Source organism: Nonomuraea mangrovi, from assembly GCF_042681425.1.
Lineage (GTDB): Bacteria > Actinomycetota > Actinomycetes > Streptosporangiales > Streptosporangiaceae > Nonomuraea > Nonomuraea mangrovi.
Map to the genome: position 1 here is coordinate 229,968 of NZ_JBHUFV010000105.1, position 12,894 is coordinate 242,861.

11 protein-coding genes are annotated in these 12,894 nt (G+C 69.4%); 6 read left to right on the top strand and 5 right to left on the bottom strand.

The genetic code is table 11. From position 1 onward, the window contains the following. Positions 1 to 400: 400 nt before the first annotated feature. Both ACFSKW_RS53505 and ACFSKW_RS53510 read right to left on the bottom strand, forming a co-directional pair. Entirely contained in the window at positions 401 to 661 is a 261-nt protein-coding gene (locus ACFSKW_RS53505) for a mycoredoxin (RefSeq protein ID WP_379583391.1), read from the bottom strand. A gap of 71 nt (positions 662 to 732) precedes the next feature. After that, positions 733 to 1,614, bottom strand: a complete 882-nt coding sequence (locus ACFSKW_RS53510; RefSeq protein WP_379583393.1) for an alpha/beta hydrolase — start codon at positions 1,612 to 1,614, stop codon at positions 733 to 735. A 148-nt stretch (positions 1,615 to 1,762) separates the two neighbouring features. On the opposite strand from ACFSKW_RS53510, the gene ACFSKW_RS53515 reads away from it, so the two are divergent. From ACFSKW_RS53515 to ACFSKW_RS53530, 4 genes are all read left to right on the top strand, one after another. Then, on the top strand, positions 1,763 to 3,811 hold the full coding sequence (locus ACFSKW_RS53515; RefSeq protein WP_379583395.1) for an ATP-dependent DNA helicase UvrD2: 2,049 nt from the start codon (positions 1,763 to 1,765) through the stop codon (positions 3,809 to 3,811). A gap of 286 nt (positions 3,812 to 4,097) precedes the next feature. Continuing rightward, the gene (locus ACFSKW_RS53520) at positions 4,098 to 4,970 is read left to right on the top strand and encodes an acyl-CoA thioesterase (protein WP_379583397.1); all 873 of its coding nucleotides are present in this window, start codon (positions 4,098 to 4,100) and stop codon (positions 4,968 to 4,970) included. A 117-nt stretch (positions 4,971 to 5,087) separates the two neighbouring features. Next, positions 5,088 to 5,339 carry a hypothetical protein gene (locus tag ACFSKW_RS53525; protein WP_379583399.1) on the top strand — a complete coding sequence of 84 codons (252 nt, stop codon included), beginning with the start codon at positions 5,088 to 5,090 and terminating at the stop codon, positions 5,337 to 5,339. 120 nt (positions 5,340 to 5,459) lie between these two features. Further along, complete coding sequence (locus ACFSKW_RS53530; protein WP_358135760.1) at positions 5,460 to 5,729, top strand: WhiB family transcriptional regulator; 270 nt, start codon at positions 5,460 to 5,462, stop codon at positions 5,727 to 5,729. A gap of 342 nt (positions 5,730 to 6,071) precedes the next feature. On the opposite strand, the gene ACFSKW_RS53535 is transcribed toward ACFSKW_RS53530, so the two are convergent. The 3 genes from ACFSKW_RS53535 to ACFSKW_RS53545 form a co-directional block, all read right to left on the bottom strand. After that, positions 6,072 to 7,568 carry an alpha/beta hydrolase gene (locus tag ACFSKW_RS53535; RefSeq protein WP_379583401.1) on the bottom strand — a complete coding sequence of 499 codons (1,497 nt, stop codon included), beginning with the start codon at positions 7,566 to 7,568 and terminating at the stop codon, positions 6,072 to 6,074. 987 nt (positions 7,569 to 8,555) lie between these two features. Next, the gene (locus ACFSKW_RS53540; protein ID WP_431895992.1) at positions 8,556 to 9,875 is read right to left on the bottom strand and encodes an ABC1 kinase family protein; all 1,320 of its coding nucleotides are present in this window, start codon (positions 9,873 to 9,875) and stop codon (positions 8,556 to 8,558) included. An 84-nt stretch (positions 9,876 to 9,959) separates the two neighbouring features. Next, positions 9,960 to 11,399 carry a thiamine biosynthesis protein ThiF gene (locus ACFSKW_RS53545; protein WP_379583403.1) on the bottom strand — a complete coding sequence of 480 codons (1,440 nt, stop codon included), beginning with the start codon at positions 11,397 to 11,399 and terminating at the stop codon, positions 9,960 to 9,962. Between the two features lie 103 nt (positions 11,400 to 11,502). Here ACFSKW_RS53545 and ACFSKW_RS53550 point away from each other — a divergent pair, with 103 nt between their 5' ends. Next, positions 11,503 to 12,285, top strand: a complete 783-nt coding sequence (locus tag ACFSKW_RS53550) for an enoyl-CoA hydratase/isomerase family protein (RefSeq protein WP_379583405.1) — start codon at positions 11,503 to 11,505, stop codon at positions 12,283 to 12,285. A 69-nt stretch (positions 12,286 to 12,354) separates the two neighbouring features. Then, the gene (locus tag ACFSKW_RS53555; protein WP_379583407.1) at positions 12,355 to 12,870 is read left to right on the top strand and encodes a M48 metallopeptidase family protein; all 516 of its coding nucleotides are present in this window, start codon (positions 12,355 to 12,357) and stop codon (positions 12,868 to 12,870) included. Positions 12,871 to 12,894 lie beyond the last annotated feature (24 nt).

Sequence of the window (12,894 nt, forward strand, 5' to 3'; positions counted from 1 at the left end):
AGGTCAGGAACGCCTCGGCGGCCCGATGTCACTACGCGATGCGGGCCTGAGAGTCCTATTCAAGGACACCAGCCCCGGGAGGGGGCTCAAGGACCCACTCATTTACCTCACGGGGACCGACCTTTCGAAGGAGGCGCAGTCACTCACGGGCAATCCGGTCCTGGTTCTTGAGCCAGCCGAACGTGGACATTTCAAGATCGGGACTGCTCGCCCGGTTGGTCGAGCCCCCCAGTTGATTAGCCCTGGCCGTAACCGAGCCAGGGAAGGCGTTCATCAAACCGAAGCGCCTCATCATGCGATCCGGCATCCGGAGGATCGGCACCCGTGCTGGCAACAGCCGTTGGCCCGGGCGAGGTAAAAGCCCCGGCTCGAGAACACGCCAAGCCGGGGCAGCTCTGCTCTACCCCAGGGACGCTGCGCCCTCAAGCAGGCGCTTGATCTGGGCGACGGGCGGGTTGGTCAACACCGTCCGACCGTTAGGGGAATCTACAACAACAGTTGGCACCGTCTGGTTGCCGTTGTTGACGCTCATCACGAACTCCGCCGCCGCGGGGTTCCGCTCGATGTCGACCTCTTCGTAGGCGATGCCCTCACGGCTGAGCTGGCTCTTGAGCCGCTTGCAGGGACCGCACCAGGTAGTGGAGTAGACGGTGAGCGCCATAAGACAATCCTTCCGGGTTCAAACGAAGGCCAAAGAGCGCAACAATCGGCAGGGCCTTCGTAATCCCAGGGTCAGGACGACAGCCGTTCCTCGATCCACTTCTGCACGCGCTCGGCCACGCCTGGCTCCCTGTAGAGCGGCGCGCTGTGCGAGATGCCTGGCTCGGTGAAGACCGTCATCTTCACCCCGACCTGGCCGAGCATTTGCTTCAGCAGCAGGCTCTGCGCCGCGGGCACGAACTCGTCATCGGAGTGGACGGTCAGCATCGGCGCGTCCTTCTTGCTGGCGTGCCACGGCACCTCCATCGACGCCCACACCCGCGAGCACTTGCCCTTGGGTTCGCATCCGCCCGCCAGCTTGATCGCGGCGTCACGCAGCTTGACACGGTTGGGGTCGGTCGAGTCGGCGCCGTCGGTGTAGGCCCGCAGCGGCGAGATCACGGGGGAGACGCCGACGACGCCCTTGAGCCCCTGGAGCGCGCCGTCGCCGTACGTGCCCACGGCGGCGGCGATGTGGCCGCCCGCGGAGAAGCCGACGACCACGTAGTTGTTCGGGTCGAAGTTCCAGCGGTCGGCGTGCCTGCGGGCGGTCGCGATGGCGTCGAACGCGTCGGTGCGCTGCGCGGGCCACGGCGCCTCGGTGGACAGGCGGTAGTTGAGGTTGAAGACCGTGTAGCCGAGCTCGACGTAGCTGCGGGTGATCTCGGTCATGTACTTCTTGTCGCCGCCCGACCACCAGCCGCCGTGGATGAGGAAGACGGCGGGATGCTTGGTGTAGTCGGGCATCCACCAGACGTCCATGGCCTGGTGGCGGCCGGGGCCGTACGACACGGTCTCGAACGTCGTGCCGCCCAGCGGGTCGCTGTACGAGGGGGTCGGATCCTTCGACGCGTGCGCCACTCCGGGGACCAACGCGACGGCAGCGAGAACACTCGCGAACACCGCAGCTCGCACGGGCCTTCCTTTCCCCCATGATTCGGTCGGGCCCCATTGTGGGGGAAATGACCTACTTTTCGCATCTCAGCGACGAAGAAACAGGTGACGGCGGCATGTTGCCAGAATGGAGCAGCCCCCCGCCACCTGCTGCGAGGATGTTGATGTGATGACAGGCGACGACGTTCTGACCGGGCTCGACCCTGAGCAGCGCGCGGTGGCCGAGGCCGTGCGCGGCCCGGTCTGCGTGCTCGCCGGTGCCGGCACGGGCAAGACCAGGGCGATCACCCATCGCATCGCGCACGCCGTGCAGTCGGGCGTCGTCGACGCGCAGGGCGTGCTCGCCGTGACCTTCACCACTCGTGCGGCGGGGGAGCTGCGGCAGCGGCTGCGGCAACTCGGCGCACCCGGCGTGCAGGCGCGTACCTTCCACGCCGCCGCGCTGCGCCAGCTCACCTACTTCTGGCCGAAGGTGATCGGCGGGTCCGCGCCCTCGGTGATCGAGTCGAAGCTGCCGCTGCTCGTCGAGGCGTCCAGACTGATCCGCCGCAGCCCCGACAGGTCGGAGCTGCGCGACATCGCCTCGGAGATCGAGTGGGCCAAGGTCACCCAGATCGGCCACGAGGACTACGTCGCCGCCGCGGCCAAGGCCCACCGTTCGCCTCCCGCCCCTCCGGAGGAGATCGCCCGGCTCTACGAGGCCTACGAACGGCTGCGCCGCGAGCGCCACCTGGTCGACTTCGAGACGATCCTCGAGCTGACCGCCGCGGTGATGACCGAGCATCCCGACGTCGCCAACCAGATCCGCCAGCAGTACCGCTACTTCGTCGTCGACGAGTACCAGGACGTCAACCCGCTGCAGAAGCTCCTGCTCGACACCTGGCTCGGCGGCCGCGACGACCTGTGCGTGGTCGGCGACCCCAACCAGACGATCTACTCCTTCACCGGCGCGACCCCCCGCTACCTCACCGGGTTCTCCGTCGAGTACCCGAACGCCTCACTGATCAAGCTGGTCCGCGACTACCGCTCCACGCCTGAGGTCGTCGGCCTCGCCAACCTCGTGATAGCCAAGGGCAAGAGCCCGCACCGCCTCGAACTCGTCGCCCAGCGGCCCGAGGGCCCCGCGCCCACGTTCTCCGAGCACGACGACGAGCCGGCCGAGGCCGCCGGTGTGGCCCGCGCGATCAGGAAACTGATCGACAAGGGCGTCTCGCCCCGCGAGATCGCCGTGCTGTTCCGCGTGAACGCCCAGTCGGAGGCCTACGAGGAGGCGCTCGCCAAGGCGGAGATCCCCTACCTGGTGCGCGGCGCCGACCGCTTCTTCGAACGTCCAGAGGTACGGCGGGCCGTCGTCCTGCTGCGCGGCGCCGCCCGATCGGCCTCGGGCGAACCCCTGGCGCAGGAGGTCCACGGCATCCTCGGCGGCATCGGCCTCACCCCCATCCCGCCCGGCGGTGGCAAGGCGCGCGAGGAGTGGGAGTCGCTGCGCGCCCTCGCCGACCTGGCCGAGGACCTGGCCGCCGAAGGCGCCGACCTGCCCGCCTTCGTCGCCGAGCTCGAGCGCCGTGCCGCCGAGCAGCACGCCCCTCCCGTCGAAGGAGTCACCCTCGCCTCCCTCCACGCGGCCAAGGGCCTGGAGTGGGACGCGGTGTTCCTCGTCGGGCTCACCGACGGCATGATGCCGATCATCTACGCCGAGACGCCCGAACAGATCGAGGAGGAACGCCGGCTCCTCTACGTCGGCATCACCCGCGCGCGCGTCCACCTCGGCCTGTCGTGGGCGCTCGCCCGCGCCCCCGGCGGGCGCAAGGGCCGCCGGCCCTCCCGGTTCCTCGACGGGCTCACAGGACGTCCCATGCGGTCGTCCTCTTCCGCGGGTACGGCCGCCGCCCCCCGCCGCCCGGTCGCCGCGCCCGTCCACTGCAGGGTGTGCGGGAAGACCCTGGTGGCGGCGGCCGAGCAGAAGCTGGGCCGGTGTTCGACGTGCCCGTCCGAGTACGACGAGGCGCTGCTGGAGGCGCTCAAGGCCTGGCGCACGTCCACGGCGAAGGAGGCCAAGGTCCCGCCGTACGTGGTCTTCACGGACGTCACCCTCCAGGCGATCGCCGAACGCGCACCGCGGAGCGAGCAGGAACTGGTGTCGATCGCGGGCATCGGAAAGGTCAAACTCGACCGGTACGGCGCCGCCGTCCTCGACATCTGCCGCACCCACACCTGACCCGGCCACCCGGCAGACCCTCACCACCGGATGCCGGCGAGCCCAACCGGCCCAGGCCGTACACCGGGCTCCATCGGGCCGCGCACTCTCGGGTAGCGCCTGCGACCTGCGGGAGATCTTCGTCACAGGGGACCTGCCGGGCCTGGGCTCTCCCGTTCGTTCCTCGCCCGAAAGCACCCCGCCCCCCGGCTTCGAGCGGTCCGCTCCCAACGCCCCGGGGGGAGGTCAAGGCATCGGTCCCGTCACACTAGGTTTGGATGGCTTTCCGCCGTAGAAGGGGACCCCCGTGAACGAAGCGCTCAAGGAGCTGCTCGACCTCCTCGACCTGGAGCAGATCGAGCTCGACATCTTCCGCGGGCGTAGCCCCGAAGAGCGCATCCAGCGGGTCTTCGGCGGCCAGGTCGCGGCCCAGGCGCTCGTCGCGGCCGGCCGTACCGTGCCCGATGACCGCGACGTGCACTCCCTGCACGCCTACTTCATCCGCCCGGGCGACCCCTCCATCCCGATCGTCTACAACGTGGAGCGGGTCAGGGACGGCAGGTCCTTCACCACCCGCAGGGTCGTCGCCGTCCAGCACGGCAAGGCGATTTTCACGATGTCCGCCTCCTTCCACATCTTCGAGGAGGGCGTCCACCACCAGGCGGCGGTCATGCCGCAGGTCGTGGGTCCCGAGGAACTGCCGACGTTCCAGTCGCGCATGCTGGAGCTGGTGGGTGACGACTCCCAGTGGAAGGAGTGGCTGGCCCGCCCCCGCCCCGTCGACGCCCGCTACGTCTCCCCGCTGACCTGGGAGGCCTACAAGGACCCTTCGTTGCGGTCGGCGGAGAACAACGTGTGGTTCCGCTACGACGCCGAGCTGCCCGACGACCGCCTGCTGCACGTCGTGCTGGCCGCCTACGCCTCCGACTACACGCTCGTCGACACCGTGCTCCTCGCCCATGGCCTGGCGTGGGGGGCGTCGAACGTCATCGGGGCCTCGCTCGACCACGCCATGTGGTTCCACCGCCCCTTCAGGGCCGACGACTGGGTGCTCTATGCTCAGGAGTCCCCCTGGTCAGGGGGTGCGCGGGGTCTGGCGCGGGGCGAGATGTTCACCCCGTCGGGAGACCTGGCCGTGTCCGTGGTTCAGGAGTGCATGATCCGCGTGGCGAAGCCATAAAACTGCAGGTAGAAAATATGTTGCCCCTTCCGGGCTTCCCGGTTTAGGGTCATGGTCAAGCGAGTCGGACACTCCTGTCCGACGATCCCAGAGTGGAGGTGAGCCCCGGTGACGAACATGACTGAGATGTCTGCCACGCAGTGGCTCGCTTCCGCATGCCGTGACGGGGTCAGGCTCGCCAGTGGCCTGGCCAAGCTCCGACAGGACAAGTCTGCCCGCAGCCAGCTCGCGATCCACGCAGGCTACGGCGCAGCCGCTGCCCAGGGCGCCCCCGTCTACGTCGCGGGCGCCGACGTGCCGACCCAGCAGATCACCAAGGGTGGACTGCGCGGTCCGCATCCCTGGAGGGATGAACCGGTCATAACCTGACCGGCACTTTCAGCCTCCAGGCCGCGGATCCGCAGACAGGATCCGCGGCCTTCTTGTTTGTCCGTGATCCCCCAGACACCCACGAGGTACCTGACCAAGAACAACCAGAAGGAGACACAGATGGGGGCCAAGACGATCATGGACCTGATCGACGAAGCCGGAATCCCCTGTCGTACCGACCCCGACCTGTGGTTCGCCGAGTCGCCCGAGGACGTCGAGTTCGCGAAGACGCTCTGCGGCGGCTGCCCGATCCAGAAGGCCTGCCTGGCCCGCGCGCTCGAGCGTGAGGAGCCTTGGGGCGTCTGGGGCGGCGAGCTGATCCTCAGGGGGACCGTCGTCCCCCGCAAGCGGCCTCGCGGGCGTCCGCGCAAGCACCCGGTCGCTGCCTGAACCCCACCCACCGCACCACAGAAAGCCGAGACATCCGATGAGCATCATTCCTGGTAGGAGCTTCGAAATGCCGTATATGTATCAAGAACTGGTCAATGACCGAATACAAACCCTCCACCGGGAGGCCGAGGAGTACCGGATGGTGTCCCGCCTGAAGCGCGTCCAGCGCGCGCGGCGTGACGTCCAGCGGGCCAACGACCGGCTCCGCAGGGCTCTTCTTCCCCATGGATAGGTGGTGAGATCCTGCCGCCGGCGGAGGATCTCACGGTCTGACCTCACGTAGAAAGGCCGGGTGCGCTCCACGCACCCGGCCTTTCGGCTGTCTTCGGTACTCCTACGGCCCTACTTCGCCGCCGCCTCGCACAGCAGGTCCCGCTCCGGCCGTACCCCTTCGGTCAGGAACGCGGTCACCGTACGGTCGCCGCACGCGTTGCCGTTCGCGAGGTAGACACCGTGCCCGCCCGAGTCCACGACCACCATGCGCGCCCGCTCGCCGAACGCCCGCCGCATCTTCTTCGCCCCGCTGTACGGCGTCGACGGGTCACGCAGGTTCTGGATGAGCAGCACATTGGACGGCCCACGCGACGTGATCCGCACCGGCGCCTCCGCCACCGGGTAGGGCCAGTACGCGCACGGCCCCATGTTGACCGGCATCCCCGCCGTCAACGGGTAGCGCGCCCTGTCCCGCGCCACCTGCCGACGGTGCCAGTCCACCGAACTCGGCCACTCCACGTCGTTGCACAGCGTCGCGGCCGCCGACGCCGCGATGTTCTGCAGCGCGCTCTCCGGCGGGGTGTTCGGCGCGGGCAGCGGGCCGCCCGCCATCGCCGCCCGCATCAGACCCGCCAGCATCGGGAAGCCCGCGTCGCTGTAGAGCGCGGTGAGCACGGTGTCGCGCAGCACGTTGCCGTTCAGCTCCTCCGGGTTGGCGCCGGGCCACGGCACCGGCTGCCGGTCCAGCCGCTCCGCGAGCCGCAGGAACGTACGGCGGACCGCCGCCTGGTCCCGGCCGAAGCCGTACTCGCCGTCACGCGCCGCGGCCCAGGCGGCGAAGTCCGGGAACCGGTCCTCGACCCCGACCGAGTAGTTCGCCAGCCAGGCCCGCGCCACCCGCCGCGGGTCGGGGTCGTCGTTGCTGTCCAGCACCACCCGATCCGTCCGCTCGGGGAACAGTTCCGCGTAGACCGCGCCCGCGTACGTGCCGTACGACACCCCCCAGTACGACAGCTTCTCCTCGCCCAGCGCCCGCCTGATGCTGTCGATGTCCCTGGCCTCGTTGCGGGTGCTGACGTGCCGCAACACCTCACCCCCGTTCCGCGCGCACGCCGCCGCGATCCGCCGCGACCATGCCGCGTTCTCGGTGATGTCCCCGTTCGCGGCGGGCCACGGCTTGATCCTGGTGAAGGCCAGATCGGCCTTGCTCAACCCGCACGAGACCGGCGAACTCGCCCCCACCCCGCGCGGGTCGAACCCGACCAGGTCGAAACGGTCGAGCACCTCCTGCGGGAGCCGCTTCACCTGCGCGCTCGGCCTGTTCAGCCCCGGACTCCCTGGACCGCCGGGGATCAGCAGCAGGACGCCTCGCCTGAGCTCCGGCTTGGCGGTCCTGATCCTGGAGACGGCCAGCGAGATCGTTTGCCCGCCCGGCGCCCGGTAGTCCAAGGGCACCCGCAGGGTCGTGCACTCCTGCCGCGGATCGACGCCCGCCCCTCCCGCGCATCCTCCCCAGACGGGCGTGGCGACGGGGGCGGCCATCGCGCCGGCCGAGGCGGCCGGTGCGACGGCGACGGTGAGGGCGGCTGCGGTGGCGAGGGCGGACAGTTTCGTGAGGGCGCGCATGGGGTTTCGTCTCTTCCGTTCGGGTGGTTCGTCTTGCTGCACCTCAGAGTCTTCCGATCAGCGAACCGCAGCCCCAGAGACGTGATCACCACCCCACCATGACCTCATCACAATCCAGACAAACCACCGCAAACCACTCCCATCATCGAGCCCGACAGTCCTCCAAGCTGACCCGAACACGGATGCGCTGACGGGCAGCCAAGCCCTGAACCCCAACCAGGGCGAGGGCCCCGAACCCGGGTGGACGACGGCAGGACCGGCGGCTGGTCTGAGGGGCGGCAGGCGGAAGTCGAGGCACGTGAATCGAGGGTGAGGAGCCCCTGGACTCGGGCGGGCGATGTCAGGTTCGACGGCTGGTCTGAGGGGCGACAAGGTCGAGGGGGGAGCTGAGGGCGCACGAACCGGGGGTGAGGGTCGACGGCTTTCGGGTGGCTGAGGTCACGGTCGGCGGCTGGCCTTGGGGCGACAGGGTCGAGGACGGAAGCCGGTGCTGGTCCGGGGTGGTGAGGGGCGGTGGCTCTCGGGTGGCGACGTCAGGGTCGGCGGCTGGTCTGAGGGCGACAAGGTCGAGGGGGGAGCCGAGGGCGCACGAACCGGGGGTGAGGGTCGACGGCTTTCGGGTGGCTGAGGTCACGGTCGGCGGCTGGCCTTGGGGCGACAGGGTCGAGGACGCAAACCGGTGCTGGTCCGGGGTGGTGAGGGACGACGGCTCTCGGGTGGGCGACGGCAGGACCGGCGGCTGGCCTGAAGTGCGGCAGGGCCGGGTACGGGGACTCCTTGAGTCCGAGAAGGTAGCAAGGCCGAGGACAGAGGCCCGCTCGGCGAGCGAGAGGGCAGGACCAGGTAGAGGAGCTCGAACGGACCGACCCAGGCACGCGGCGTGTAACCGAAGGGGTGAGGCGTATAGCCGAAGGAGCGTGAGGGCGTGAGGAGGGATGAGATGAAGGGACTCGATCGAAGGGGACCAGGAGACCGCCGGAGCAGGCGTCAGCCGACGGCCTCGTCGGCGAACCCCGGAACCCACCGGATCACCTCGTCGCGAAAACGGGCCGTGGTCCCGAGCTGGCACAGCACCCCGACCCCCGCCGCATGGACGCGGTGGATCAGCACGTACGAGACGGGCAGGTTGAGTTGCCTGACCACGTTCGTGGGTCGCAGGTCGGTCGCGCTGGCCGCCTGTGCCTGCAGCCATTCCCTGCTGAACGTGAACTCCTCGACCGCCGTCGGCTCCACATAAGGCGCCAGGAAGCCGCGCAACGCCTCCGGGTCGATGTCGATGTGCTCCTGGATGAAGCCCTCGTCACGCAGCCCGGCCACGACCGTGTCCATGTCGCCCTGGTTGAAGATGCGGGTCAGCTGGCCGAACGCCTTCGGGTATCCGTCGGGCAGCCGGTTGACCGCTCCGAAGTCGAGCACGCCGAGCCGGCCGTCGGGCAGCATGCGGAAGTTGCCCGGATGCGGGTCGGCGTGGAGCATCGCCACGCGGGCCGGTGAGGAGAACAGGAACCGCACGAACAGCAGCCCTGCTCTGTCGCGCTCGTCCTTGGTGCCGTCGGTGATGATGCGCGACAGCGGCGTGCCGTCCATCCACTCGGTGACCAGCACCTCCTCGTTGGCCGCGATGACGTCGGGCACGAAGAAGTCGGGATCGTCGCCGAACTCCTGCGCGAAGGCGTGCTGCGCCTCGGCCTCGTGGAGGTAGTCGAGCTCCTCGGCGATCCGCTCGCGTAGTTCGGCCAGGACCGCCCTGATGTCGAGGCCGGGCAGGAGCACCCCGAAGAGCTTGCCGAGGCGCGCCAGCTGGGCGAAGTCGCCGAGCAGGGCCTTGCCCGCCCCCGGGTACTGGATCTTGACGGCGACCGTCCTGCCGTCGTGCCATACCGCCTTGTGGACCTGTCCGATGGACGCGGCGGCGGTCGGCCGGTCGTCGAAGGACTGGAAGTGGTCGCGCCAGTCGTCGCCCAGCTGCTCGGCCAGCACTTTGTGGACGGTGGCCGCGGGCAGCGGGGGAGCGGAGTCCTGCAGTTTGGTGAGTGTCGCCCGGTAGGGGCCCGCGATCTCGGGAGGCAGCGCCGCCTCGAAGATGGACAGCGCCTGGCCGAGCTTCATCGCTCCGCCCTTCAGCTCGCCGAGCACCTTGAAGATCTGCTCGGCGGTGCGCTGCTGGATCTCCTGGGTGACCAGCTCGGCCGACTTGCCGCCGATCCGCTTGCCGATCCCCATGACGGTACGGCCGGCGAACCCCAGCGGAAGGGTCGCCAGCTTGGCGGAGCGCGTGACGGCGCGGCGCGGAAGATCACTCACCATGACGCGCGACATCTCTCGTCGACATGCCGCTTCCCCCCTTCGTGGTCCGGACCTGACGGGGCCCACGGTCCTGCGGCTGGCCCGTCAGCAGCAGGAACCCGGCTCGACCATTGTTAGCGCACCTAGGTCGTTTCGCCAGCAACGACATTGTGGATGCACCCTCCAGGATCGGCGCTTCCAGCGCCAATCAGGCAAAACATCCATTGTGCCGTTTGTCACAGCGCTGTCCTGGCCGTCGATATGAGCAAGCGCATGTCCGGCTGCGGTGGCCGCGACCAGCGAGGACAGCGCCGACCCGCAGGCGATCTCGCCGGCGGGGAAGCCGCCGAGTCTCGCGGTGACGATCGGCCACGCAGGGTCACGATCGCGCCGTGCGAGATCGAGGCAGTGCAGGCATGCGGTCTCGCCCGGCCGTACCAGGGGGCCGACGGAGCCGTGCCCCTCGAAGGCGGCCACGAGCAGGTGGGGGATCTTCATCGCGACCAGTTCGGACACCAGGACGGCGTCGAGCGGGCCGACGGGCGCGAGCACGACGAGGTTGGGCCGCTCGACACCGTCCCCGAGCTGCGGCCCCCCGGCCCGCGCGTCCACCGACCCCTCGAACTCCGCACCCGGAGCGCCCGCACCACGGGCGTCCGCACTCTGAGCGCCCGCACCACGGGCGTCCGCCCCCGGAGCGTTCGTACCCCGAGCGCCCGCCCCACAGGAGCCCGCCCTACGGGCGTCCGCCCTGGGAGCGTTCGCACCCCGAGCGCCCGCACCCCGGGAGCCCGCCCCACGGGCGTCCGCCCCGGGAGCCTTCGTACCCCGAGGGCTGGTGTCCTGAGGGCCGGTGTCCGGGAGGTCGGTGTCCCGGGGGTTCTCCCTCCGGGAGTCCGCGCCGGCAGAGTCCGGTGCCTGCGAGTTCGGCGAGCCCGGGGCGGGCGAGCAGGCGGACCCCGCGGTGATGCGTCTGGCCACCGCCACCGCGCCCTGTTCGCGCGGCAGCCCGAGCTCCTCCCAGCCCAGCCCGCCCGGCACGAGGTCCTCCGGCCTGGCAGGCTCGGGGTCGATCACCCGCACCTGGCCCACCCCCGAGGCGGCCAGCAGCGCGACGATCTGCGCGCCCACCCGCCCCGCGCCGTAGACCCGCACCCGCGCCTCCCGTCGCCGGCGCATCGTCACGAGCGCGCCTCCAGGCGTCGTCGACGCCAGGTCGAGCGCGTCGAGATCGGGCCGCAACCTGTCCCGCTCGGCCAGCGTGAGCCGCGCGAGGGGAACAGGCAGCACGGCCGCGTCGTCGAGCACGCCCCTGGCCGTGAGCGTGTCGAGCAACGTCTGGGCGCCTTCCTCCGACAGCCCGGCCTTGGACGCCTCCTTCATCACCTGCCCGATCTCTCTCGTGCCGTCGAGCCGGTCGATCCACTGCTTCACCGACGGCGCCAGATCGCTCAGCAGGACCGCCCTGCGCGGATGTACACCGAACTGCAGGGTGTGCTCGTCACGGAGGATCCTGCGCAGCACGGGTTTCACACGTGGCCTCATGGCGCGCAAGATTCCCACCGCGAATCATGATCGCGGGGCCGTTTCGCCTGCCCTGTGGATAACCTGTGCCGCCCTCGCGAGGGGCTGTGGATACGCTCTCCCAATGAACGAGCTCTTGATCGATCGGCACGACGACGGGGTCGTCCTGCTCACCCTCAACCGCCCCGACCGCCGCAACTCCATGACCGACGGCATGACCGCCGCGTGGGCCGAGACGATCGGCGCGCTGGCCTCCGACAGGGAGGCCCGGTGCCTGGTGGTCACCGGCGAGGGCAGCGCCTTCTCCTCCGGCGGAGACCTGTCGTGGCTGGCGGAGCGGGGTGACGAGACGGTGCCCGCGCTCCGCGACCGCATGCTCGCCTTCTACCGCACCTGGCTGTCGATCGCCGACCTGGAGATCCCCACGATCGCCGCGGTCAACGGTCCGGCCGTCGGCGCGGGTCTGTGCGTCGCCCTGGCGTGCGACCTCGTCTACGCCGCCGACGAGGCCAAGCTCCTGGCTCCCTTCACCTCGCTCGGCCTGCACCCCGGTATGGCCGCCACCTACCTGCTCCCGAGCAGAGGCGGGATCAACCTCGCGCGCGAGCTCCTCCTCACCGGCAGGACCATCAGCGGGCAGGAGGCCGCGCGTGAAGGGCTCATCAACCGCTCGTTCCCGAAAGCCGACCTTCTTCCGAAAACTCTGGAGATCGCGAGAAGCGTCGCGGCCAACGCTCCGATCGCCACCCGGCTGACCAAAATCGCCCTCAAGACCGCACACAATGACCTTGATGAGGCGCTCAAATGGGAGTCGCTGGCCCAGCCTGTGACGATGACCTCGAACGACATGCTTGAGGGCCTCACCGCGCATCGGGAAAGGCGGGTGCCCAAATTCACCGGCTCTTAATCATGCTGACCAGCGAAAACAGAGGCTCACCCCCTGTGGAATTTCGTCAGTGTCGGCTAACGTGCATATGTGTCCCCCGAGAGAGTCGAGGTCCGTCGAAGTTCTCGTCGCCGGCGTACGGTCTCCGCCTACCGCGACGGCGACAAGACGATCGTGCTCCTGCCCGCCTGGCTGAGTGGCGAGGACGCTGACGAATGGGTGAGCCGGATGCTCGATCGGCTGGCGGCCAAGGAGCAGCGCAGGCGTCCCACGGACGAAGGCCTGCTCGAAAGGGCCGTCGAGCTCTCATCGCGATATCTCGACGGCAAGCCCCAGCCGATCAGCGTTCGATGGGTCGACAACCAGCAGCACAGATGGGGCTCGTGCACCCCTGACAGCGGCACGATCAGGATCTCGACCCGGCTCAAGGGGCTGCCCGAGTGGGTCATCAACTACGTCATCATTCACGAACTCGTGCACCTGCTGGTGCCGAGCCACGGGCCCGATTTCTGGGCACTGGTCGAACAGTATCCCAAGGCGGAGCGGGCGCGCGGCTTCCTTGAAGGATTCTCCGCGGCGGCCGTCAACCCTCCGGAGGAGTGTTGACCCGGGTTGTCGCGGTTCTGGCAC